Raw genomic sequence first — 26812 nt, 5'->3', positions numbered from 1 at the left:
CTTATCAAATCTATAATAGATTAGAAGGTTATGAATAAATTCATAACCTTATCTAATAATCATTATTATTTGTAATTTACTACCTTACCGAAATCAGCCTTCAGACTAGCTCCACCAACTAATCCACCATCAATATTTTCCATTGCGAAGAGTTCTTTTGCATTGCCTGCATTAACACTTCCACCATATTGAATTCTAACTGCATCAGCTACTTCTTGGTCATAAACTTCTTTAACTACTTGACGTATAGCTGCACAAACTTCTTCAGCTTGCTTTGATGTAGCAGTTTTACCAGTTCCTATAGCCCATATTGGTTCGTAAGCAAGAACAACATTTTTTGCATCTTCTTTTGCAACGTCTTTAAGTGCAACTTTGATTTGTGCTCTTATAAGATCTACTGTTATTCCTTGTTCTCTTTGCTCTAATGTTTCACCACAGCAAATAATTGGTGTTAAGCCATGTTCTATAGCTTTAAGTACTTTTTTATTAACTATTTCATTAGTTTCTCCAAAATATTCTCTTCTTTCGGAGTGACCTAATACAACGTATTTAACTCCAATTTCAGTTAACATGTTTGGAGCAATCTCTCCAGTGTATGCTCCACTTTCTTCAAAGTACATATTTTGAGCACCTATTTCAATGTTACAATCTTTTGTAGCTTCAACAGCTAATACTAATGAAACATAAGGTGTACAAAATACAACATCTACATCATCATTTTTAACTAATGGTTTTAACTCTTCAATTAAAGCTAATGCTTCTCTTGGAGTTTTGTTCATTTTCCAGTTTCCTGCAATAATCATCTTACGCATTATCAAAACCTCCATTTATATTGTTATAACTATTTATCGTTTGCTGCTGCAACACCTGGTAATTCTTTTCCTTCTAAGAATTCAAGTGAAGCTCCGCCACCTGTAGAAATATGAGTCATTTTATCTCCGAATCCAAGTTGGTTAACAGCTGCTGCTGAATCACCACCACCTATGATAGTTGTTGCATCAGTTTCAGCTAATGCTTTTGCTACAGCAATTGTTCCACCTGCAAAGTTTTCAAATTCGAATACACCCATTGGTCCGTTCCATACAACTGTCTTAGCGTCTTTTACAGCATTAGCGAATATCTCTCTAGTTTCTTCTCCAATATCAAGACCTTCCCAATCAGGTTCGATCATTCCTCTTTTTACAGTTTTGAATGGTGTATCATTCTTGAATTCTTGTGCTACTACATTATCAACTGGTAATAAGAAATTAACACCTTTTTCTTTTGCTTTTTCAATCATTTCTCTTGCATAATCAATTTTATCTTCTTCAAGTAAAGATAATCCAACTTCATTACCCATAGCTTTTAAGAATGTATAAGCCATTCCTCCACCTATGATTAGAGTATCTACTTTATCAAGAAGGTTATTGATAACATTTATTTTATCAGATACTTTTGCTCCACCAAGAATAGCTACAAAAGGTCTCTTTGGATTATTTACAGCGTTTCCTAAGAAATCAATTTCTTTTTGCATTAAATAACCTACTACACAAGTATCAACATAATTAGTTACTCCAACATTAGAACAATGTGCTCTATGAGCAGTTCCGAATGCATCATTAACAAATATTTCAGCTAGACTTCCTAATTCTTTACTGAAATCTTCACCATTTTTTGTTTCTTCTTTTCTATAACGAGTATTTTGAAGAAGTACCACATCTCCATCTTTCATGTCAGCAACTGCTTTTTTAGCATTGTCACCAACTACATTGTCGTCTGCTGCAAAAACAACTTCTTTATTTAATAATTCTGCAAGTCTTTTTGCTACTGGAGCAAGTGAAAGCTCTGGCTTAGGTTCTCCTTTTGGTTTTCCAAGGTGTGAGCAAAGAATAACTTTTGCACCATCTTTAATTAATTTATTAATTGTAGGTAATGCTGCTGTTAAACGGTTCTCATCTGTAATTACACCATCTTTTAAAGGTACGTTAAAGTCACATCTTACTAAGACTTTTTTACCTTGTACATTTATATCGTCAACTGTCTTTTTATTAAGCATTGGTAGTCGTCTCCCTTCTAATACTTGATTTATGTTAGTTAATCTCAATATAACTAGTTTATTTTGAAATTTTCTAACTTTTCTAATCAACTTTAATACTCATATGAGTATTAAAAAAGTCCTCCCTATAGTCTGACCTACAAGAGAGGACCATATGGACCTTATATAAATCTATTCAAACTTATATTAATTAAAGTCTTTCAGCTACATATTTTGCTAAGTCAATAATTCTGTTTGAATAACCCCACTCGTTATCATACCAAGAAACTACTTTAACTAAGCTTCCTTCCATAACAAGTGTTGCTAATCCATCAACGATTGATGAACGTGAATCTTTTCTGTAATCAATTGATACTAATGGCTCATCAGAATATCCAAGTACGTTACTTCCTTCTGATGCAGCTTTTAAAGCTCCATTAACTTCTTCAACTGTTACTTCTTTTCCTAATTCTACTGTTAAGTCAACAACAGATACTGTAGGAGTAGGTACACGCATAGCCATACCAGTTAATTTACCTTTTAATGAAGGGATAACTTTAGCTACTGCTTCAGCTGCTCCAGTAGTTGTTGGGATAATAGACTCAGCTGCTGCACGAGCTCTTCTTAAATCTTCGTGAGGTAAGTCTAAGATTCTTTGGTCATTAGTGTATGAGTGAACTGTAGTCATGATACCTCTTTTGATTCCGAAAGTATCATTTAATACTTTAGCGAATGGTGCTAAACAGTTAGTTGTACAAGAAGCGTTATCAATGATATTATCTTCTGCTGGGTTATAATCTTCTTCGTTAACACCCATTACAATTGATTTTGTTCCTTTACCAGGAGCTGAAATGATTACTTTCTTTGCACCAGCATCAATATGTAATTGAGCTTTTTCTTTTTGTCTGAATAAACCAGTTGACTCAATAACAATATCAACACCTAATTCTTTCCAAGGAAGATCTGCAGGATTTCTTTCTGCTAATACTTTGATTTCTTTTCCATTAACTACTAAAGTTCCGTTTCCAACTTCTACAGTTCCTTCAAATCTACCAAAGCATGAATCATATTTTAATAAGTGAGCTAATGTATTAGCATCAGTTAAATCATTAATAGCTACGATGTCAACTCCTTGTTCCATAGCTACTTTAAATGCGTTACGTCCGATACGTCCAAATCCATTAATTGCAATTTTTGCCATATTCTTGTTCCTCCTAAAATTATAATTTTTATATTAAACTGTATAACAGTTAATAAACATTTTTAGTTTTACTTCATAATCTCAATAATTCTATTGGCTGCATCTTCATCAATTATCAGTGAACCGTTTTTAATAATATTCTTTACAGCCATTATAGCTTCTGCCTTTTTTGCTCCTCCCGCTACAGCTATAGGATAAGGAGTCTTAGTCATATGTTCTAATTTTATACCAATTGACCTTGATGTATACACTATTTCACCATTTTTATTAAAATAATAACCCAGTGCTTCAGCGACAGCCTGTCTTCTATGAAGAAAATCCATAACTGGTTCAGGCAAGTTCCTTCTTCCAGCCATCTCATAAGCATTACCTATACCAAAAAGTATTATATTAGCTTTCAGTATATTAGATATTGTTTGTTCGATTTCAGGTTCTTTCCTTACACTGTCTAGTGCCTTTTTACTTAGATTATCTGGTATATTAAGAAGTTCATAATCTCCATTTAGCTTCCTAGCAAGCTTAGATACTATAGTATTAGCTTGATATTCAACATTATTCCTTAAACTACCTCTAGCTGGAACAACCAGCACATTTTCATAGGATGTATTTGGTTTATTATTCAAAGATTTCACTACATTGTAAACTGTACTTCCACCAGTAAGAGCAATGATAGTATTATCTTTTATGTGTTTTAATAAAACATCAACAGCAGCTTTTCCAATATTTTCTTTTATCTCTTCATATTCAGATGAATTACCAGGTACGACAACTACCTCTTTGCAACCTATAAGTCTCTTAACTTCTTCTTCCATATAGTTAAGACCCTTAACATGATGCATAATCTCTTTCAAATCATCCAGTATAGTATCTCCAGAATCAGTAGTACTCATACCAACACTTGATACTAGTATAAAACCTTGTGATTTCAAATATTCCGTTTCATTCCTAATAATTTTTTCTGATATTGATAATTTTTGGGATAAGCTTCGTCTTCCTATTGGTTGATAAATATGTATTCCCTTTAGTATTTCGTATCTTCGTTGCAATATATCAATCTCTTTTGGAATAATTTTCTTAAGTGTTAACAAGGTATTTTCCATTACAAATCACCTTTCGGTACCTTCTCGGGCCCTATGAACAATTATAGTCCCTATTGCTTCAAAAAAAAGGAATTAAACCACCAATTCATCCCAATTTATATTATAAACAATGTAGTATATAATTTCAAGTTTTTTTTGTGTTTTTAATAAAATAATAACAAGGGGCAGTTATCTGCCCCTGACTAATCTATAATAATTCATCTCTTACATAATAAGCAATATTTAGTGCATGGTCTGATATTCTTTCGTAATTGCTTATTAGATCTAGAAATACCACACCAGTAGTTGAATCACATATGTTTTGAGCTAATCTCCTGATATGTTTCTCTCTTAACTCATCCTCTAATTCATCTACTAGGTCTTCGTTTTGTTCAACCTTCCTAACAAGGTCAACATCATCATTTTCTCTTGACTTTATTGCAAGTTCTATTGTTTCAGTAGCTCTATTTGATATATCCAACAGTTCTTGGTTCGCACTATCTGAGAAAGTAAGATTATTTTCGATAAAGTACTCTGCAAGTTCGGCTATATTCTCAGCATGGTCTCCAACACGTTCAATATCATTGACTGTATGGAATAGATTAGTTACAATCTCATTTTGCCTTTCGTTGATAACTGAGTTGCTTATCTTGATTAAATACTCAGTGATAAGTCTTTCTAAAGAATTAATGTTCTTTTCTTCTTCATAGACCTTCTTAACTTTTTCCATATCTTTTTCTATAATAGCCGTTGTAGCACGTTTAGCATTTTCTACAGCTAAATCGCCCATGTGTATAACTTCTTTGATTGCATTTTCCACAGCGAAACTAGGAGTTTCAAGTATTCTATCATCAAGGTGTCTCAAGGCTACCTGCTCTTCAGTTTGATCTTCGTCATCTTTACCTCTTACGATTCTCTTGGATAGTGATACAAGCTTATCTGCAAATGGGAAGAGAAGGACTGTATTACTGATGTTGAAAACCGTATGGAATATACTGATACCTACCATGTTGACAGCTACATTATTACCAAAATTAGAATTAATGAATGTAAAATATACCACACATAGTATTGCAAATATCACTGTACCAAGGACATTGAATAGTAAATGGATATAAGCAGCTCTTTTAGCTGTTTTATTAGCTCCAATACTTGATAACATTGCTGTTACACAAGTACCAATGTTTTGTCCAAGAATAATATATACAGCTGCGCTCCATGGAACAAAAGTTACTGTTGCTACTGTTTGCAAAATACCAACTGATGCCGAACTACTTTGAATGATAGCTGTTACGACTGCACCTGTTAATATACCTAAGACTGGATTTCTTCCAAACATTCTAAATGCTTCTGTAAATGCTGGTGAATCTTGGAAAGGTTCTATTGCATCTTTCATATATTCAAGACCTATGAATAATAGACCAAACCCAATGATAATCTCACCAATTTGTTTTTTACGTTGATTTTTTGCAAAAAATAATAACAAGGCACCTATTCCAATAGCTAATGGCGCTAATTTTGATGGTTTCAAGAATACTAACCATTCTTGACTTGATACTATCCATGAAGTAATGGTTGTACCAATGTTTGCTCCCATTATAACTCCTACAGCTTGTGATAGATTGAATAAGCCTGCGTTAACAAATCCAACTACCATTACAGTACAAGCAGAACTACTTTGAATAATGGCTGTAACCAGTGCACCAACTGTTACTGCTAAAAATCTATTGTTGGTCAATGCACCAAGAAGACTTTTCATCTTATTACCTGCTGATTTTTGAAGACCTTCAGCCATAATGTGCATACCGTATAGGAACATACCAAAACCGCCAATAAATGCAAAAAATATAAATATGTATTCCTTTGTTAGCCAATTCATTTAGATATTTCCTCCTAATTGTGATATATATTTTGTCTTAGATGAATAAATAGAGTGAAACTTAAAAATAAATAACAGATTTAAATATTATGTAAATAAAATGTTAATTTATTATTAACAACACATTAATAGTATCATAATCATTTCATCAAAAACAAGCAAAAATATTTATCAATAATTATTTTTTTTCTCTCGTTTTTTAGTAATTATGCCAAATATACCTGTGATAACTGAACAATATACTTACAGCTCTTGTTGTTTTTATTGTTTTTTAGTATAATATTCAGATAAAGATTTATACATTTTTTACTACACGATTTTAATAATTACTAATCTTAATCATTTCCAATTATTTAATAATTCACTTATTATATATTATTATTAAAAACCATTAATTTTATTAAGTAATTATTTTCATAAATTTATTTATAGAAAGAAAGGTGTCAAATATGAGTTACTATGATTTCCATACACATACATCGTTTTCAGGTGATTGCAAATATCCAATGGAAACACAGATTCTACATGCTATCCAACACAACTTTGTTAAATTATGCTTTACAGATCATTATGACTATGATTATCCCAGCACACCTGAGTTAGCCTTTGATATTGACTTACCTAATTACTACAAAACATTTCTTGAACTAAAAGAAAAATATAAAGATAAAATCCAATTATTGTTTGGTATAGAATTAGGTCTGCAACCACATATATATGATACTGTCAATAAAGTCATCAATGATTACCCTTTTGATTTTGTTATCGCTTCCACACATGTTGTAGATAAACTTGACCCATATTTTGGTTCGTACTATTCCAATAAAACAAAAAAAGAAGCTTATACCAGGTACTTAGAAGACATTCTACACAATGTAACCAACTACGACAATTATAATGTATACGGTCACCTTGATTATATAATTCGTTATGGACATTATGAAGATAAAAAATTATACTACTATAATTATAGTGAACTTATCGATAAAATATTAATGCAAATTATAGAAACAGGTCATGGAATAGAACTTAATACCTCCGGTTATCGCAAAAATCTAAACGAACCACATCCTAATATAGAGATTTTACAAAGGTACAGACAATTAGGGGGCGAAATAATAACAGTGGGTTCCGACGCTCACTTTCCTGAACATCTTGCATATAACTTTGATGGGGCTTATAAAGTTTTAAAAGAATGCGGTTTCAAATATTTTACAGTATTTGAACAAAGAAAACCTGAATTCATTAAAATACCTGATTAAAGTCAACAGTAAGCTATTAGAAGAAAAAGAATTTTGTGATTATGTTTAAGATTACTAGGAAGCAAAATGCTTTTTCTTATTTAGTTATAAAAGACAAGAAGTTTCATATATAATTTAAGTAAGAAACTCTTTAGGTGTTGACATGATTAATAAAAAAGATATTGTTAAGATTCTCTCTATTGATGGCGGAGGTGTACGAGGTCTAATTCCATGTATATTTCTAGACCATCTTAGAAATGAATTAGATAGTTTTGGTAATAAAACACCTTTTTACGATTTATTTGATGTAATATCAGGAACTTCTACTGGCTCATTAATATCATTAATGTTAATAAAACCACCAGAAGATTATACGGATCACGAAAGACTGGATCTATTATTGGACTTGTACGAAAACAAAACAAAAGAAATATTTCCAGAAGCAAAATGTGAAATATGTCAAACAATCAAACACTTCTTTCGACCTAAATACAATGGCAGACCACTGCGCAGATTACTGCGACAAAACTTCAAGAACCTTACACTGGAAGATTCTCTATCCAATTTAATTATACCTGCCTATGATATGATATCCATGAGACCATATTTATTCAAACATCGTATAGACGTAAAAGATTACTACCATAATTTTTTCCTAAAAGACGTTGGTCTATCATCATCAGCTGCACCTACATACTTACCTCCTGCTAATGTGAAATCCATAACATCAGGTGAATCTTACTGCTTTGTAGATGGAGGAATATTCTGCAATAACCCTTCACTATGCGCCTATACATACGCCAAAAAACTATACCCCCATGCAAAACAATACATAATTGTATCCTTGGGTACCGGCGAATATGTAAGAACCTACGAATGTAAAAAAGTAAAAAAATGGGGAGTCCTAGGATGGATGAACCCTATCAACGGAATCCCTCTACTAACTGCATACATGGATTCCCAAATGGAAAGCGACAACTACATCATCAACAGCATGGATGACGTCAAAGAATATAGATTTGAAATATCCCTCAATGGAATATCCTCCGAATTAGACGATTCATCAGAAAGAAATATAGACTTCCTAAAAGGAAAAGCCGCCGAACTTATCCTACTAAACAGACACAAAATAAATCAACTAGTCAAACTACTAAATATCTAACAGTCTAATTATATATATTGAACCTAATCATCTATTCCCCATTTCAATAAGTTCAATATATCCCTTGCTAAAAGTTGCATCCAAATCATATTTTACTCAATGTTGTACGACAAATAAATAACCATATATAGTGATAAAAACGCCTTTTACGGCTTGTTGTATCCTTACTAAAACAGATAAAACAACAAACGTAATGAAAGTGATTATCACTATATATGGTTTTAATTATACTACCGTTGTCCACTTGATTTTTATAAAAATTCCCTATCTTCTTATTATATTTCCTCCACCAATAAGAATATCCCCATCATAAAACACCACTGCTTGCCCCGGTGTTATAGCTCTCTGGGGTTCATCAAATACACATTTCAATGTATCTTCATCAACCATCTCTATAGTACACAAAGCAGGTTTATGACTATAACGAATCTTCGCTTCTACCTTCAACTTGCCTTCTATCTCTTCTATTGCCATTAGATTAACATTATCAGCATATAGCGTATCACTGAATACATCACTATTGTCACCGATAACAACTTCATTAGTATCAGGTCTTATCTCTACAACAAAAGCTGGTTTCCCTAAAGATAATCCAAGCCCCTTGCGTTGACCTACCGTATAATTAATTATCCCCTTATGTCTACCTAAGACTTTTCCATTCATATCTACAAAATTACCCTCAGGGACTTTTTTATTAGTATACTCTTCTATAAAAGCTGAATAATCATTATCAGGGACAAAACAAATTTCTTGACTATCTGGTTTATTGGCAATTCTTACATTTATCTTTTCTGCAATTTTCCTTACTTCTTCTTTGGAATACTCACCAACTGGCATAAGTGTATGTTTTAATTGATCTTGAGTTAGGTTATATAATGCATAAGTCTGATCTTTTCTTATACCAACAGCTTTCTTTAATGTATATCTTCCATTAGGTAATTCTATAACCCTGGCATAATGCCCTGTTGCTATATACTTAGCACCTATAGCAAGACTTCTTTTAAGCATTGATTCCCATTTTACATATCTATTACATGCAATACAAGGATTAGGCGTATTACCTTTCTGATATTCATCAACGAAATAATCTATAACGCTATCCTTGAACTCTCCTTTGAAATTCATAACATAATAGGGAATTCCAAGAGCATCTGCAACACGACGCGCATCATCTACAGCACTAAGGCCACAACATCCAGCATTTTCTTCTTGAATATCTGTTTCTTCATCCTGCCATATCTGCATTGTTACTCCGATAACATCGTAACCTTGTTCCTTTAGTAGATAAGCCGCAACAGAGCTATCAACTCCACCTGACATACCAACTACTACTTTTTCTCTGTCCATTTAATCACCTGTTCTATATATTACACAACTTTTTAAGTATTATTCATAAATCAGTTTTATCATTGAATAGCCCTATTAATATTTTCTATTCATCATCTGTATCAATAGGATGGTCATCATGTATATCTGCCTTTGGTGGCTCTAACCCTTCTATATCAATACCATGTTTCTTAGAATAATCCCATAAAGCTGCATGTAAAGCTTCCTCAGCTAATAATGAACAGTGTATTTTAGCTTTTGGTAATCCATCTAGCGCTTCTACAACTGCATCATTAGTAATTTTCAAAGCATCTTTTATTGATTTTCCCTTAACTAATTCTGTTGCAATACTACTTGTTGCTACTGCAGCACCACATCCAAAAGTTTTAAAAGTTACATCTTTGATAATTTCATCTTCCACTTTTAGGTAGATACGCATAATGTCCCCACATTTAGCGTTTCCAACAGTACCAACACCGTCTGCATTTTCAAGTTCTCCCATATTTCTAGGATTAACAAAATGATCCATTACTTTTTTAGTATACATAACTAACACCTCAATTTTTTTTATTTATTAATAAGTACCTAATTATTTACTCTATTTATTGTTTTTTACAAAATCCTCATATAAAGGTGACATATCTCTTAATCTCTTAACTATTCCTGGTAATACTTCAATAATATAATCTACATCTTCTTCTGTATTATCAATTCCTAAAGTTAATCTTAATGAACCATGTGCTATTTCATGAGGAAGACCAATACCTAATAATACATGAGATGGATCAAGTGAACCTGATGTACAGGCAGAACCGCTAGATGCACTTATACCTTTCATGTCTAACATAATAAGTAAGGATTCTCCTTCAATGAATTCAAAACTATAATTAACATTGTTAGGTAATCTTTTTACTGGGTCACCATTCAACTTGCAATATGGTATTTCTTCCTTAATGCCTTTTATCAATTTATCTCTTAATTTATTTAATTTCTTAGTCTTTTCTTCCATGTTGGATTCAGCAATCTCTGATGCTTTACCTAATCCAACAATACCTGGAACATTCTCTGTTCCACCACGACGTCTTCTCTCTTGAGCTCCACCGTGAATGAAAGCCTTAAGCTTAATCCCTTTCTTAACATACAAGGCACCTGTACCTTTTGGTCCATTGAGCTTATGACCAGTCAATGATAACATATCAATATTCATATCTTCTACATCTACTGGAACCTGTCCGATAGCTTGTACAGCATCAGTATGGAAAATAATTTTATTTTCTCTAGCTACTTCACCAATCTCTTTTATTGGCTGAATAGTTCCTATCTCATTATTAGCAAACATAATTGTTATTAGGATTGTTGTATCTTTTATTGCATTCTTAAGATCGTCTATACTTATCAATCCATTTTCATCAACAGGTAAATAAGTAACTTCAAATCCATTTTTCTCAAGATATTCACATGTGTGTAAAACAGCGTGATGTTCAACAGTTGAAGTTATAATATGATTTCCTTTATTCTTATAACTCTCTGCTATACCTTTTATAGCCCAGTTATCAGCTTCTGTCGCTCCACTAGTAAAAAATATTTCTACTGGCTTGGCACCTATTAATTTCGCAACTTGCTCTCTTGCATCATCTATAGCATTTTTATTAATTTGTCCTATTTCATATATACTTGAAGGATTACCAAAATTTTGTGTAAAATATGGTAACATTGCTTCCAACACTTCTGGATGAACACTAGTTGTAGCAGCATTATCAAAATATACTCTTCTATCCATCTTTATCTCCTCTTTTACTGTATATTTTATTAATCATATTCTTCTAGATTTTACTATAAATCATTATGACCTTCTACCAAATCTTGCAATGATATATTATTAACGACGTCATTAATACTATCACTAATTTTTTTCCAAACAACCTTTGTAATACAGCAATCAGCTTCATCACATTGTTTATCTTCATTAACCAAAGCACAATCCACCGGATTAAGGTCACCTTCTAGTGCTCTTAAAATATCTCCAACAGAAATATCCTTGGGCGATTTTGCCAATGAATATCCACCTTTTGCACCTCTTACACTTTTAACATACCCTGATTTCTTAAGAACAGAAATAATTTGTTCAAGATAGTTCATGGAAATACCTTGCCGCTGGGATATGCTTTTTAACGAGATATTGGTTTCCTTGCTATTCACAACTAGATCTACCATAGCTCTCAAACCATATCTACCTCTCGTCGATAATTTCATACTAACACCTCAATTCAATTCCTAGTAGAATACTAGGATTTAAATGTATTATAAGATTATCATTTTTTTTTACAAATGTCAATATGTGTATACAAAATATTTTAAACAATATTATAGGCCACCCATTAGGCAGCCTACAAATATTATTCATGTTCAATTGTATCTATATCTTTATCCTTTACTTTAATCACAATCTTATCATCTTTCAAATTAAGAATTGCCGTACAACCATCTTTTATATTACCCTTAATGTAACTTTCGGCAATCTCATCTTCAATATATCTTTGTATCGTTCTTCTTAATGGTCTAGCACCATATTTTGCATCATAACCTTTTTCCAAGATGAATTCTTTGATGTCCTCAGCAATCTTAATAGTAATATTCTTAAGTTTTGCTTCTGTAATTACTTCATTCAACATCAAATCAATAATATCTCTAAGTTCATCCTTATTCAACTCAGTAAATACTACCGTCTCATCTACTCTATTAAGAAATTCAGGTCTAAATACCTGTTCTAAAGCTTCTTTGCATTTACGTTCAAGACTGTCAAAATCATTTTTACCAAAACCAATACCATTAGTTTTCTGAGCTGTACCTGCATTAGATGTCATAATAACTACAGTATCTTCAAAACTTACCACACGTCCAGTATTATCAGTCAGTCTTCCATCTTCTAATATCTGAAGTAGAATATTAAAAACATCAGCATGAGCCTTCTCAATTTCATCTAACAATATAACTGAATATGGTTTACGTCTTACTTTTTCAGTAAGCTGACCAGCTTGATCAAATCCTACGTATCCTGGAGGTGCTCCAATCAATTTGGATACAGTATGTTTCTCCATGAACTCTGACATATCAAATCTGATCATAGCATCTTCTGTACCATATAATTCATGAGCCAAAGCCTTAGTCAATTCAGTCTTACCTACACCAGTAGGACCTACAAAAATAAATGATGAAGGTTTTTTCCTCTTTCTGAATCCAGAACGATTTCTTCTAATTGATTTAGATAACCTAACAACTGCATTCTCTTGTCCTATAACTCTCTCATGCAATCTATCTTCTAAGTTAAGAAGTTTCTTAGCTTCTGATTCAGATATGTTTTGAACAGGAATCTTAGTCCATGCTTCAATAACATATGCGATATCTTCCTTATTAATAGCTACGTTATTACATTGTTTCTCTATCTTTTCAATCTTAGAAAGCAATTCAAACTCACTTACTTTACACCTAGCAGCTTTTTCATAATCATCATTTGCTGCCGCTTCTTCTTTCTCATCAATGACTTTGCTTAATTCTCTTCTTAATGCTTCTAATTCAACTAATCCTAGATTTAATAAATTAGCACGAGAACCAGCTTCATCAATGACATCAATTGCCTTATCAGGTAGAAATCTATCGTTGATATATCTTTCTGAAAGGTTTACTGCATATTCTATAATCTCATCTGATATCTTAACCTTATGAAAATCCTCGTAATAATTCTTAATCCCTTTTAGTATCTCTATACTATCTTCAGCACTAGGTTCATCAACCTTAACAGGCTGGAATCTTCTTTCTAATGCTGTATCCTTTTCTATGTGTTTTCTGTATTCATCAAGGGTTGTAGCACCTATTACTTGTATTTCACCTCTAGCTAAAGCAGGTTTTAAAATATTAGCAGCATTCATTGAACCGCCTTCTGCTTCACCAGCTCCAACAATGTTATGGACTTCATCTATAACAAGTATTACGTTACCACACTCTTTTGCTTCGTTGATTATAGCTTTCATTCTAGATTCAAACTGTCCTCTAAATTGTGTACCAGCAACAACAGCGGTCAAATCCAACAAGTAGATTTCGGTACCAATTAGTTTTGCAGGTATTTGATTTTCCACTATCCTTACTGCAAGCCCCTCAGCAATTGCCGTTTTACCTACCCCTGGTTCTCCAATGAGAATAGGATTATTTTTAGAACGACGGTTCAATATCTGTATAACTCTATCTATTTCTCTATTTCTACCAATAATTCTATCTACTTTACCATTAATGGCATTTTCTGTTAAATTAATACCATAAGTATCAAGATATTTACGCTTATTTTTCTTGGCAGCCTTTTTCTTCTTAGTTCTAACACCAGAACCAGAAGGATTATTTGTATTAGGTATTTGTTCTTGATCCTGTTCCTGTTCTATATCTTCTTCAGGTTGAAACTCTGATTTATTACTATTTTTCAATCCAGAAAAGGCACTATTTAATAAATTCATAAAAGAATTACCGCCTTCCGCTCCATCAGGATCGCTCATTGAAGATGTTAATTCATCCATATCCACATTTTCAAACATAGTCATCATCTGTTGATTAACATTCTCAAATTCTTCTGGACTCATACCACTTTGACCCATTAGCTGGTCTAGAGGTGCGATACCACTTTTTTGTGCACATGGAAGACACATACCTAAACGTTCTTGCTTTCCATCAACTATCTTTGAAACAAAAACAACTGCTGTATTTTTATGGCAAATTGAGCACTTCATATATATCATCTCCTATATAAAAACAAACAACTATCTGCTTAGTTACTTTTATCCTTACTATCTTATTAACTTAACACATTTACAGTTATTAGTCCATATTATTTACTAAATTATTTATGAAATTAACAGTTTATTAACAATTTTTCTATATTATATTCTTATTTTTTCCAATATAAAACAGCTATATAATAGTTTCTAATTTTAGTTATAAAAAACAGACTTACTGTAAACATCAGTAACCCTGTCTTGTTGTTGCTTTGCGTGTTTTTATCTATTATATTTCTAAACAAAAGTTCTTACTTACTATTTTTGTTATTTAATAAGCATCGCATCTCCAAAACTAAAGAATCTATATCTTTCATATACTGCAATTTTATAAGCATTTAATACATTTTCTCTTCCTGCTAGCGCTGAAACTAACATAATCAATGTTGATTCTGGCAAATGGAAGTTAGTAATCAAAGCATCTACCACTTTGAATTTATAACCTGGATAAATGAATATGTCTGTCCATCCTTTTGATGCTTTTACATAACCGTTATCGTCAGCAACAGATTCCAAAGTACGACTACTGGTTGTCCCAACTGCAATAACTCTTCCACCGTTTTTCTTGGTTTCATTAATTTTATCTGCTTCTTCCTCTTCAATCCAATAATATTCAGAATGCATTGTATGCTCTAGTATATCATCAACTTTTACTGGTCTAAAAGTTCCGAGTCCTACATGGAGAGTTACATAAGCAATCTTTATTCCTTTATCTTCAACTGCCTTCAATAGGTCAGGTGTAAAATGTAATCCTGCCGTTGGCGCTGCCGCAGATCCTCTATGTTTTGCATAAACAGTTTGATATCTCTCTTTATCTTCCAATTGATGTGTTATATAAGGTGGTAGAGGCATTTGTCCTAGTTCATCCAATACTTGTTCAAATATACCTTCATACTCAAATCTAGCTATTCTATTTCCACCCTCAACAACTTCTAAGACCTCTGCCTTCAATAAACCATTACCAAATTCTATTCTATCACCAGGTTTTGCTTTCCTACCTGGTTTTACCATTACTTCCCAATTATCATTTTCTAGTCTTTTTAATAATAAGAACTCAACTTTTCCATGAGTTTTTTCTCTACTTCCAATTAATCTTGCTGGTATTACTCTTGTATTATTCAATACTAAGCAATCACCTTTATCTAAATAATCTATAATATCCTTGAATATTTTATGCTTAGTTTCCCCTGTTTCTTTATTAAGTACTAACATCCTTGAACTTGACCTGTCCTTCAAAGGATCCTGTGCAATTAATTCCTCTGGTAAATTAAAATCAAAATCTTTACGTTTCATTAATGTCTCCTATTCCTTCTAAATATATTTACTAAATATCATTCATGATATTAAAATCCTATCCTATTATACTACTATTTATTACTTAATATCTACACCTTTATAATAATATTTTAGAATTTCATCATATGTAAAACCTTCCAACGCCATCCCTTTAGCACCTGATTGGCTCATTCCAACTCCATGTCCATAACCTTGTCCCACAAATATATAAGTATCTTTTTTACCAGCTATGGTTGGAATACTATCAATATTATGTCCACTAACGACAATCAACTGTTCATCATTGACCGATAGCTTTCTGCTGCTATTAGAACCAGTAGCAACATACACGTTGTTAATATTTTTAACTTTTACAAATGAACCTGCTGCCATAACATTAAACATTTTTTTATTGGAATAGTCTTCTTTTACTAGAGTAAATTTTCTACTATATAATCCTAACCATATTCTAATAGTTTCTTTATTAATTATATGTTCACCCTGTGTTCCTACTATCTTAAGGTCAATAACTCGCTTACTGTCTGTATAACCCATAGGAATAACATCTGTAACATCTCCTATATCAATACTATAATTTGCCAATCTTTGCTTTATTTCTTCAGAAGTACGCTCTACAATCCACGGCTTCTTAGCTGGCTGCATTTCATAGATATCAGATACCCCCTTCATAAATGGCACTGTACCATTCCATACATTTTCACTATTCTCAGTATGTCCACCACTTGTGGAAAAGAACGTAGCTTGAATAACTTCACCTTGATAATAAATCAACTCATTTGCTGTCTCATTAACAGCTATTATAGTATTGGGGTGTTCAACCGAACATCCTTTATATGCTTGAGAATTGGTTTTGTCACACACTACATATGGCTTATTAGGATATTTGCTGTCTCTCTGCATATAATAAACAGCATAATTCCTTGCTGCAAGAGCTTGGGCTTTCAAAGCTTCAATAGGCCAAGATGGTGACATTTCCGATGCTAACACACTATATAGATAATAATTCATAGGAACTATATTAATTGCTGTAATACCAGACTCATCATATCTGCCGAACTCTAATCTACCTCTGTATTGTCTATCTCCCAAATCAATAAAATTAGTATCTTCATCATTGCTCATAGAAGAAAACTGAGGATATTGATATGTGTTTTCCATAACAAGACATTCACCTGCTGATAACTCCATGATTGTCCTGCAACCATTATCAGCTACTTTTTCATAAGTTAATCCATCTTTTCCATTCAACTTTGATAAAAAAATCCTAGCTTCATCACTATTTTGCGCCTCAATATATATCTTCCATATACCTTTTGAAGCATTCCCAACATAAGCTTTATAACCCTGACCCTTTAAAGACTTAACACTCTCATTAGCCTTATCATAAGTATCAAAACTATTTATAGATATTAAGTAGTCAAAAGTAGCAGCCCTGAATACGAAACCATCATTTGACATGAACACCTGTTCAGATATATATTCATCCTGCACAACATACCCCATATTCAAAACTTTATTACTAACTGTAATAGACTCTTTCTCCTCATATAATTGTCTTAACCCGACTCTCAATTCCTGTATAATATTATCCTCTGCATATATATTACTAGAACTACATAGCAGCGTTATTGTTATAATTACGATATTACACCACACAAATACTTTTTTCATATAATCCCCCTTTAGTTAGATTGATGCAAAACACTTTTTCTGACTTACTTGCAAAATACTATAACACAAAAGCACCCTATTATATTATAAGGTGCCAACAAACAAAAATCTACATAAAATTGCTTATCTAGTAAAAATTATCCATTATCCATTATTTTTCTTTATGCCAATAACATTATACACTGACTATAACAAATAATCTAATACCATCCTATAGGACTTTACTAAAAAATTCCTTAGTCCTTTCATTCTTAGGATTATCAAAAATTTCTCTTGGATTACCTTCTTCTGCTATAATCCCTTCGTCCATAAAGAACAATCTTGTACCCACTTCTCTAGCAAATCCCATTTCATGAGTAACTACAACCATAGTCATGCCTTCAGAAGCCAATTGCTTCATAACATCCAATACTTCTCCTACCATCTCAGGGTCAAGAGCTGATGTAGGTTCATCAAACAGCATAACATCAGGTTCCATTGCCAATGCCCTAACAATGGCAATCCTTTGCTTTTGACCTCCAGATAATTGTTTTGGATAAGCGTCAGCTTTATCTTCTAATCCTACACGAGCCAATAAAGCCATAGCTTTTTTCTCTGCATCCCCTTTAGGTATCTTTTTAACTTTTATAGGTGAAAGAGTTATATTATCAAGAACGGTCATATGAGGGAAAAGATTGAACTGTTGAAAAACCATTCCCATCTTCTGTCTCTGAACATTAATATTATTTCTTTTGCTTGTAATATCTACATCCTCAAATATGATACTACCTTCAGTAGGAACTTCCAGTAGGTTAAGACATCTTAAAAAAGTACTTTTACCTGAACCACTAGGTCCAATAACTACTACCACTTCACCTTTCTTAATATGGGTATTAATCCCTTTCAATACATGTAATTCACCAAATTTTTTATGTAAATCATTAACGTATATCACCAGCTCTTAACCTCCTCTCGATTTTTCTCATAATAAATGTAAATATTGATGTTAATATTAGATAAATGACTGCTGAAGTAATTAACGGTTCAACAGGCGAGTAAGTTTGACTTATAATAGTATTCGTAGCTTTTAAAATATCATTCCCTGCAATATATCCTATAACAGATGTCTCTTTTAAAAGTACAATAAACTCATTAACTAATGTTGGCAAAATATTTCTTATTGCCTGGGGAATAATTATATGTTTCATAGCCATTCCATATGGCATACCTAATGAACGAGCAGCTTCCATCTGTCCTCTATCCAGTCCTTGTATACCAGCTCTAATGATTTCTGCTACATAGGCTCCACTATTAATACCAAAGGCTATTGCCCCAATAACAAGCTTCGGCAAATCACTAGCTGAAAAAACAACTAGGTAAATAAATAAAATTTGTATAAGTACAGGAGTTCCTCTAATCAAATCAGTATATACAGAAGCAAGCGCTCTAACAATCTTATGCTTTGATAGCTTACACATAGCAATACATATTCCGATTGCTATACCAATAAGTGCAGCTAATAGAGTAACCTCCAATGAAAATTTGATACCATTTAGCCAATACAAATATCGTGGATAACTTCCCGCTCCCTTTTCAGGTCCGAAAACTATTTTAAAAAAGTGTTCAAAGTAGTTAGTTATCTCTGACATATAAATTAATGAAAAATTCACCTGATCACCTACATTCCTATTTTTTCTTAAGAAATTGCAAAATCAAACTATCCATACCAATGTATATTCATAAAATTCTTTGCATATTTAGTTATAATTTTGCAATCCCTTAACTTATTCTTATCAAATCAAGAAAAACATCCTATCATTTTCAACCCATATACAAGGAGTTAGGAAAGCAGATGGGAAGTCCACTTTCCTATTTGGGTAAGTAGTAATAACTACTAAACTCATACTCTCAAATATATTTGAAAGTAAGGTTGAAAGGATATAATTGTTATAATAAAGAAAGGCTAGCTCTCTTTATCTAACTTGCATAATAATTTTTTACTCTTTTTCACCGAAGTATTTTTCATATAAGGCGTCATATTCGCCATTTTCCTGTATCTCTTTGATTACTTCATTAATTGTTTTCAATAATTCTTCGTTTTCTTTATTTACAGCAATTGCATAATTCTCTTTAGTTAATTCTTCATCAAGAATCATGATCTTATCATTTTGCTCAACAAATTTTTCAGCAGGTTTTTGGTCAATAACTACTGCATCTAATTTACCATTAACTAGACTCATAACAGCTGAATAACCTGCGTCATAAGATTCAACAGTTGCACCTTCGATTTCTTTAGATTCAATTTCACCAGTTGTTCCTAATTGAACACCTATCTTTTTACCCACTAAATCTTCTTTTGATTTAACTGTGTCACTATCTTTTTTAACGATTATTACTTGTGAAGCAGTAAAATAATCTTCTGAGAAATTAACTTCTTCAGCTCTTTCTGGTGTATTTGTCATACCAGCTGCAACAAAATCAACTTTTCCTGTTTGCAATGCTGCTGTTAATGAAGCAAATTGCATATTTTCAACTACAAGTTCTAATCCTAATTTTTCAGCAATCTTCTTGGATATGTCTACATCAAAACCAACAACTTCGTTTGCTTCAATATATTCAAATGGAGGGAATTCTGCATTCGTACCCATAACAATAACTTTTTTATCATCATCTTTACTTGCGTCTTTATCCTCTGTATTACCCTCTTCTTTATCACCTTTGTCAGCATCTACATTATTATATGTATCATCTGATGTAGTTTTTGTATTTTTCTTACCACATCCTGCAAATAATGTCATTGATAATGCTAATATTAATAATAAACTAATGCTTATAATTTTCTTTTTCATTTTATGTCCACCCTTTCGTTTAATTTTTTTAATATTCATTATATACACGCAACAATGTATATTTATTAAAAACTTAGCATAATTATACATGATTCTACGTAATATTACAAGAGTAAAATTAAATATATATACAAATAAATTTATAAGTATTCTAGGCATATTGTACAAATAGGGGGGTTGAATAGCGAACAGTCGTAGATAGAGTATAGTTTTGGTATCTAAGTAAAAGTTAAAATAACATAGAAAAAGCTGTCTCTCACATTTTAAAATGTGAAAGACAACTTTACATTTAATGAATTACTGTCTTAGCTTAACATCTAGTGTATTTTCAAGACCATTAAGTATTTTACTCATTGTCTTGCTTATTTCTTTTTCTTTTAAGGTATGATCATTAGCTCTGAAAGTAAGAGCGAATGCTAGGGATTTATATCCTTCTTCTATTTGGGAACCTGTGTATACGTCAAATAACTTGATGTCTTTTAATATTTTGCCGCCACGTTGTTTTATTATAGCTTCTATCTGACCTACTAAGACTTCGTTCTTAGCTAATAGACCTAAGTCTCTGTTTACAGCTGGATATTTGGCTAAAGGTTCGTATTCACGTTCTAGATTAGATTTTTTAACTAATACTGGCATATCAATAACTGCTAAATATGCTCTTGTATCAATATTATAATTGTCAGCAACCTCTGGATGTACTTCTCCAATGATTCCTAATTCTTTTTTATTGATTGTTATTTTTGCCTGTCTTCCTGGATGAAGGTAATTAATGGATACATTAGGGTCGTATTCATAACCTTCGTAGATTCCTAATCTATTAAGTAATGTTTCTACTACACCTTTAACGTTGTAGAAATCAATATCTCCATACATTCCAATAGTTAACTGCATTCTTTCATCTGGAAGTTCTTTTATTTCTTCATCTTTTGGAAGATAGATATAAGATAACTCGTATAAGCTTGCGCTTTCATTTCTTCTATTATAATTGGTAGATAATGCAGTAAGCATTCCATTTACAGTTGTTGTACGCATAACACTAAAATCTTCTCCAAGAGGATTCGATATAGTTACAGTTTTTCTTAATGAATCATCCACGTCAAGTCTAATCTTATCGAACACTTTTGGACTTTCAAATGAATAAGTCATAGCTTCACTTATACCACAGTTCTCCATTACAACTCTAGTTATATCTTCTATTTTTTGTTTATAACTTTTCTTACCAACTGTTGGAGTTCCTGTTGCTAGTGTTACAGGAATATTATCATATCCATAGAAACGTGCAACTTCTTCAGCCAAGTCAGCTTCTCTTTCAACATCTGGTCTGAATGTAGGTACTATAACAACACCTTTATTCTTATCTACCTTCAAATCAACTTTTTCAAAGATCTTAATCATTGCATATTCAGATAAATCAGTTCCCAATAACTTATTAATACCTTCTGCTGTAAAAGCTACTTCTTTTTCTACTCTTTTAGCTTTATATACATCAACCATTCCAGAAACTACTTCACCAGCACCTAACATATTAATTAACTGACAAGCTCTGTTAATAGCTTCATCAATGTTATTAGGGTCTAAGTATTTTTCAAACTTAGCAGATGAATCAGAACGAAGTCCTACTTTTTTAGAAGTAAAACGCACATTAGTTCCTTCAAAGTTAGCAGCTTCAAAAAGTAATGTCTTAGTTTCTTCTGTTACTTTAGTATCTTCTCCACCCATGATACCAGCTAATGACACTGGTTTGTTTTCATCAGCTATTACAAGCATTGATGAATCCAATTCTCTTTCTTCACCATCTAACGTAATTATCTTCTCATTGTCTTTAGCTCTTCTTGCAATAACTTTCTTTCCTTCTAGTTTATCTAAATCGTATGCATGCATAGGCTGACCAAATTCCATCATAACAAAATTAGTTATATCAACGATATTGTTTATTGGTCTAACACCACATGATAATAATCTCTTTTTTAACCACCATGGTGATGGCTCTATCTTAAGATTCTTAACTACTCTACCTGCAAATCTAGCACATAGGTCTTCATCTTCTATCTCTATTTTTATATAATCATTGGCATTACCTTCAACTTCATCAACTTTAATCTCAGGATACTTGAAATCTTTACCGAAAGTCGCTGCTGCTTCACGGCCAATACCTACAATACTGAAACAGTCAGGACGGTTAGATGTAATTTCATACTCTACTACAATATCATCCAATCCAAATATACTCTTAACATCCATTCCTAATTCATATTCTTTATCAAATATATAGATACCATGTTCTGGTGCTTCTGGGAAATCTTCTCTCATCAAACCAAGTTCTTCAACAGAACACATCATTCCATTAGATGGGATTCCTCTTAGTTTCCCTTTTTTGATCTTAATATCATCTGGTAATGTAGAACCAACAAGAGCTATTGGCACATAATCTCCTTCACTGATATTATTAGCTCCAGTAACAATCTGTATAGGCTCTTCTTCACCTACATTAACTTGTGTTACAACTAGCTTATCAGCATCTGGATGTTTTTCAATCTTTAATATTTTCCCAACTACTACCTTACTAATTTCTTTTCCTAATTCTTCATAACCTTCTACCTTAGAACCTGACATAGTCATGCCGTCCATAAAAGTATCTATATCACAATCAATTTCTACGTAGTCATTCAACCACTGCATAGGTACGTTCATTTTTACACCTTCCTTATAAATTCTAAACGGATATCACCGTCACATCTATTTTAATTAAACTCTGAGTCATTTTTCACTTAATTTTATAAGTTAATATCTATCATTACTAAGATTCATTACAGCCTTAATTAGAACTGTGATAAAAATCTCACATCATTTTCATAGAACAATCGAATATCTTTGATACCATATCTCAACATGGTAATACGTTCAAGTCCCATACCAAAAGCAAATCCACTATATTCTTTTGGATCGATTCCAACCATTTCAAGCACTTTTGGATGAACCATACCACAACCAAGTATTTCTATCCAACCTGAACCTTTACATACACGACAACCTTCTCCTCCACACATTACACAAGATACATCAACCTCTGCACTAGGCTCTGTGAATGGGAAATGATGAGGTCTGAATTTTACTCTAACCTTTTCTCCATAAAGTTCTTTTACAAAAACTTCTAAAGCACCTTTTAAATCTGCCATAGTAATGTTCTTATCAATTACCAATCCTTCAATTTGATTGAAAACTGGTGAGTGAGATGCATCAACTTCATCTGAACGATAAACTCTACCAGGAGCCATTATACGAATTGGTGGTTTATTATTTTCCATAACTCTAATCTGCACTGGAGAAGTCTGTGTTCTAAGAACAACTTCTTTATTTATATAAAAAGTATCCTGCTCATCTTTTGCTGGATGATTTTCAGGAATGTTAAGAGCTTCAAAATTATAATAATCCTTTTCAACCTCAGGACCTTCAGCAATCTCATAACCCATTCCCATGAAAATGTCTTTTATATCATCAAGAACAATATTCATTGGATGTCTATGACCCATAACAACCTTCTTAGCTGGCATGGTAACATCAATAACTTCTTCTTTTAATTGTTTCTCTCTTTGTTTCTTAGCTAAACTACCTTTAGCATCCTCTAATTTTTCCTCTATTAGATTCCTGACCTCATTAGCCAACTGTCCAATAACCGGTCTTTCTTCCTTAGTCAAATCTTTCATACCTCTTAAAACACTTGTTAACTCTCCTTTTTTACCTAAGATGTTAACTCTAATGTCATTAAGGACTTTCAAGTCTACTGCTTCATTAATACTTTTTAAAGCTTCTTCTTTTATAGCCTGTAACTTTTCTTTCATGCTATATACTCCTTTCAAACCTTTTATTAAAATAGGTAAAACTATAATGCGCAATAAAAAAACTCCATCCCTCCAAGGGACCGAGCAAACTTCGGTGGTACCACCCTAATTTCAATAGGCAAACTACACTAAGCCTAATTAGACACTCAACTAACGTAACGCGCTCAACGTTATCTCCTACTTATATCCTATCAAAGATCATCCATGTTCAGAAATACAGCTCAAGTGGGAAATTCACCAGATATCAGAACTTAAAAGTGCTTTCAGCCAACGACACTTTCTCTCTAAAAGTAAAATACCTACCTACTTATACACTATCATAGCCTTTATTTAATATTCATATTAATAATTTACTTCCTATTTTATCATATTCCTAATATGTGTCAAGGGCTTTCTACAAAAAAACAAGATACACCACTATAAAAAAATACATGGATGGCTCCGTCAAAGTAGTCCTATCCGAAAAGAAAATCAGCTCTTAATATATTTTTCATCCTTCCTAGTTGACTAACCAAAGGTGTATATAGGTGGTTTAACGCAGACCGATCGCTTCCCAGAGTAAGGCAAGTTAAACCACCTATATACACCTTGCCCCAGCCAAATCATTCCACCAACTTTCACTAACTAACTAATTTTTAATATAATCCGCTACCTCAAAAAATATTCCCCCACCTTACTAACATGAATCCTAACCAAAGTATAAACATTAGACTTAGACTCAATAGTAATCTTATGGCCCAACTTCCTAGCTAATTTCCTAGACAAATACAACCCCATCCCTGTAGACTTCTCAAAATACCTACCATTAAATCCAGTAAAACCTCTCTCAAAAACCCTCCTAAGATCTTCAATCTTAATACCTACTCCATTATCCCTAATAAGCAATCTATATTCCCTATCATCTTCATAAGTACTAATATCAATCCTACCATCACTCTTATCAGTATACTTCAACGCATTAGAAAGCAATTGCTCCAATATGAATCCAAACCATTTTTTATCCGTATAAACACAGATATTATCATCAATATCCACCGTCAAAGCAATCTTCTTACCAATAAATGTCTTAGCAAACTTCTTGATGGACTGTTTTACCAGCTTATTAAGATTATATTCCCTAATCAGATAATCCTTAGAAAAACTCATACTTCTAGAATAATACAAAGTCTGTTCAACATATCTCTCAATCTTATCTATCTCATTCTCAATACTGACCAAAGTATCTTTCGTATTCTCTTCATGACTCTCAATAAGTAATCTACTAGCAGCAATAGGTATTTTAACCGCATGAACCCAAGAAGTTATAAAATCATAATACTCATCATTATCCTTATCCAGCATTTCCTTAGAAGTATTAACCGTCCTAAAAAACTCATTAAACAACTTGAAATAAATCCTCTTAATATAATGCGTACTACCACTTATCTCAAACTCTTCAAAATGATGATGATTGATTTTATACTCTATATCTTTATATAGCATATTATATTTTCTATATTCTCTAGCCATGTAAACTCCAATTATGAATAATGATAAAATGTCCATATATATAATATTATTAATATTTACAGCATTGCTTTCATCCAAGATCAATACAAGATTAATAACAAATAGATTTACCCCATAAAATAATAAAAGACTAATTCTATCTCTCAAATATTTTAATATATTCATTCTATAATATACCCCTGTCCTTTTTTCGTAGCAATAAAATTATCTAAACCTTTGTTATCCAATTTTTTTCTCAATCTATTAATATTGACAGTTAAAGTATTATCATCTACAAAACTTTCATGTTCCCATAGATTTCTCATAATCTTGTCCCTTGAAACAATACTGTCCTTATTACTCATCAACACATATAATATCCTGTATTCATTTTTGGTCAAATCAATTTTCTCATCATTATACACTAACGTTCCATCATCAATATTAAGTATTGCTCCTTTATGTTCAATAAGATTAGTTGCCTTATTGGTATAAGAATATGTTCTTCTAATAAGGGCACTTATCTTAGCAAGAAGAATCTCCATGGAAAAAGGTTTCGTAACATAATCATCTGCACCCATATTGATAGCCATCAATACATCCATATTAGAATCCTTTGACGAAATAAAAATAATAGGCACTTTTGATTCCTGTCTTATCTTTGAACACCAATAATAACCGTCATATAACGGTAACACAATATCTAACAGAACCAGGTCAGGCTTGAAACTAACATATTCTGAAAAAACATCGGAGAACTCTTTTGCAACAGCTGTCTCGTATCCCCATTTCTTAAGATTATCAGATATGATATTTGCAATTGTTGTATCATCTTCAACTATAAAAACTTTAAACATAATTACATGTCCCTTCTTTAATATGAAAAACGTCTAAACCGTATTTGTATCTTTTTATTACATAAGAAAAAGATAATCCAATATAACAGATTATCTTTTTTAAATATATCATTA

Annotated in this window: 21 protein-coding genes and 1 other annotated feature; of the genes, 2 read left to right on the top strand and 19 right to left on the bottom strand. The window is 32.3% G+C overall.

Going from position 1 to position 26812, the window contains the following annotated elements:
- Nucleotides 1-65: 65 nt before the first annotated feature.
- From tpiA to HYG85_RS18360, 5 genes are all read right to left on the bottom strand, one after another.
- Nucleotides 66-815: a triose-phosphate isomerase gene (gene tpiA, locus HYG85_RS18380; RefSeq protein ID WP_212693789.1), complete on the bottom strand. Its 750-nt coding sequence runs from the start codon at nt 813-815 to the stop codon at nt 66-68.
- A 26-nt stretch (nt 816-841) separates the two neighbouring features.
- Nucleotides 842-2035, bottom strand: a complete 1194-nt coding sequence (locus HYG85_RS18375; protein WP_212690890.1) for a phosphoglycerate kinase — start codon at nt 2033-2035, stop codon at nt 842-844.
- Between the two features lie 190 nt (nt 2036-2225).
- The gene (gene gap / locus HYG85_RS18370; RefSeq protein ID WP_113676120.1) at nt 2226-3215 is read right to left on the bottom strand and encodes a type I glyceraldehyde-3-phosphate dehydrogenase; all 990 of its coding nucleotides are present in this window, start codon (nt 3213-3215) and stop codon (nt 2226-2228) included.
- A gap of 68 nt (nt 3216-3283) precedes the next feature.
- On the bottom strand, nt 3284-4315 hold the full coding sequence (locus tag HYG85_RS18365; protein WP_212690889.1) for a sugar-binding transcriptional regulator: 1032 nt from the start codon (nt 4313-4315) through the stop codon (nt 3284-3286).
- Between the two features lie 187 nt (nt 4316-4502).
- On the bottom strand, nt 4503-6173 hold the full coding sequence (locus HYG85_RS18360) for a Na/Pi cotransporter family protein (protein ID WP_212690888.1): 1671 nt from the start codon (nt 6171-6173) through the stop codon (nt 4503-4505).
- Between the two features lie 449 nt (nt 6174-6622).
- Between HYG85_RS18360 and HYG85_RS18355 the strand changes: the two genes are divergently transcribed.
- Together HYG85_RS18355 and HYG85_RS18350 are read left to right on the top strand one after the other, a co-directional pair.
- A complete protein-coding gene (locus HYG85_RS18355; RefSeq protein WP_212690887.1) occupies nt 6623-7435 on the top strand; it encodes a histidinol-phosphatase HisJ family protein in 813 nt (270 codons plus the stop codon).
- Nucleotides 7436-7577: 142 nt separating this feature from the next.
- Nucleotides 7578-8576 (top strand): patatin-like phospholipase family protein, encoded by a 999-nt coding sequence (locus HYG85_RS18350; RefSeq protein WP_212690886.1) that lies wholly within the window; start codon nt 7578-7580, stop codon nt 8574-8576.
- Nucleotides 8577-8840: 264 nt separating this feature from the next.
- Here the strand turns inward: HYG85_RS18350 and mnmA are convergent, their stop codons facing one another.
- The 14 genes from mnmA to HYG85_RS18280 all read right to left on the bottom strand — a co-directional run bounded on the left by mnmA (nt 8841) and on the right by HYG85_RS18280 (nt 26698).
- Complete coding sequence (gene mnmA, locus HYG85_RS18345) at nt 8841-9923, bottom strand: tRNA 2-thiouridine(34) synthase MnmA (protein WP_212690885.1); 1083 nt, start codon at nt 9921-9923, stop codon at nt 8841-8843.
- Nucleotides 9924-10008: 85 nt separating this feature from the next.
- On the bottom strand, nt 10009-10449 hold the full coding sequence (gene nifU, locus HYG85_RS18340; RefSeq protein ID WP_212690884.1) for a Fe-S cluster assembly scaffold protein NifU: 441 nt from the start codon (nt 10447-10449) through the stop codon (nt 10009-10011).
- A gap of 51 nt (nt 10450-10500) precedes the next feature.
- Nucleotides 10501-11682, bottom strand: coding sequence for a cysteine desulfurase NifS (gene nifS / locus HYG85_RS18335; protein WP_193774827.1), 1182 nt, complete (start codon nt 11680-11682; stop codon nt 10501-10503).
- A gap of 53 nt (nt 11683-11735) precedes the next feature.
- Nucleotides 11736-12155: an RrF2 family transcriptional regulator gene (locus tag HYG85_RS18330; RefSeq protein WP_212690883.1), complete on the bottom strand. Its 420-nt coding sequence runs from the start codon at nt 12153-12155 to the stop codon at nt 11736-11738.
- A gap of 143 nt (nt 12156-12298) precedes the next feature.
- Entirely contained in the window at nt 12299-14674 is a 2376-nt protein-coding gene (locus HYG85_RS18325) for an ATP-dependent Clp protease ATP-binding subunit (protein WP_212690882.1), read from the bottom strand.
- A gap of 312 nt (nt 14675-14986) precedes the next feature.
- Nucleotides 14987-16012, bottom strand: coding sequence for a tRNA preQ1(34) S-adenosylmethionine ribosyltransferase-isomerase QueA (queA, locus tag HYG85_RS18320; protein WP_212690881.1), 1026 nt, complete (start codon nt 16010-16012; stop codon nt 14987-14989).
- Nucleotides 16013-16093: 81 nt separating this feature from the next.
- A complete protein-coding gene (locus tag HYG85_RS18315) occupies nt 16094-17686 on the bottom strand; it encodes a SpoIID/LytB domain-containing protein (protein WP_212690880.1) in 1593 nt (530 codons plus the stop codon).
- A gap of 211 nt (nt 17687-17897) precedes the next feature.
- Entirely contained in the window at nt 17898-18620 is a 723-nt protein-coding gene (locus HYG85_RS18310) for an amino acid ABC transporter ATP-binding protein (RefSeq protein WP_113676132.1), read from the bottom strand.
- A complete protein-coding gene (locus tag HYG85_RS18305) occupies nt 18607-19335 on the bottom strand; it encodes an amino acid ABC transporter permease (protein ID WP_244971222.1) in 729 nt (242 codons plus the stop codon). Before HYG85_RS18305 ends, HYG85_RS18310 begins: the two co-directional genes overlap by 14 nt.
- 327 nt (nt 19336-19662) lie before the next feature.
- The gene (locus tag HYG85_RS18300; protein WP_212690879.1) at nt 19663-20514 is read right to left on the bottom strand and encodes a basic amino acid ABC transporter substrate-binding protein; all 852 of its coding nucleotides are present in this window, start codon (nt 20512-20514) and stop codon (nt 19663-19665) included.
- A 297-nt stretch (nt 20515-20811) separates the two neighbouring features.
- Nucleotides 20812-23205, bottom strand: coding sequence for a phenylalanine--tRNA ligase subunit beta (pheT, locus tag HYG85_RS18295; protein ID WP_212690878.1), 2394 nt, complete (start codon nt 23203-23205; stop codon nt 20812-20814).
- Between the two features lie 128 nt (nt 23206-23333).
- The gene (gene pheS / locus HYG85_RS18290; protein WP_212690877.1) at nt 23334-24353 is read right to left on the bottom strand and encodes a phenylalanine--tRNA ligase subunit alpha; all 1020 of its coding nucleotides are present in this window, start codon (nt 24351-24353) and stop codon (nt 23334-23336) included.
- A 72-nt stretch (nt 24354-24425) separates the two neighbouring features.
- Nucleotides 24426-24683: a binding site (T-box leader), on the bottom strand.
- 318 nt (nt 24684-25001) lie between these two features.
- A complete protein-coding gene (locus tag HYG85_RS18285; RefSeq protein ID WP_212690876.1) occupies nt 25002-26027 on the bottom strand; it encodes a sensor histidine kinase in 1026 nt (341 codons plus the stop codon).
- Entirely contained in the window at nt 26024-26698 is a 675-nt protein-coding gene (locus HYG85_RS18280) for a response regulator transcription factor (protein ID WP_113676138.1), read from the bottom strand. Before HYG85_RS18280 ends, HYG85_RS18285 begins: the two co-directional genes overlap by 4 nt.
- Nucleotides 26699-26812: the final 114 nt, after the last annotated feature.

The sequence above is a fragment of the Vallitalea guaymasensis genome (assembly GCF_018141425.1).
In the GTDB taxonomy this organism is placed as follows: domain Bacteria; phylum Bacillota; class Clostridia; order Lachnospirales; family Vallitaleaceae; genus Vallitalea; species Vallitalea guaymasensis.
This window is presented reverse-complemented; position numbering and strand designations above follow the sequence as displayed.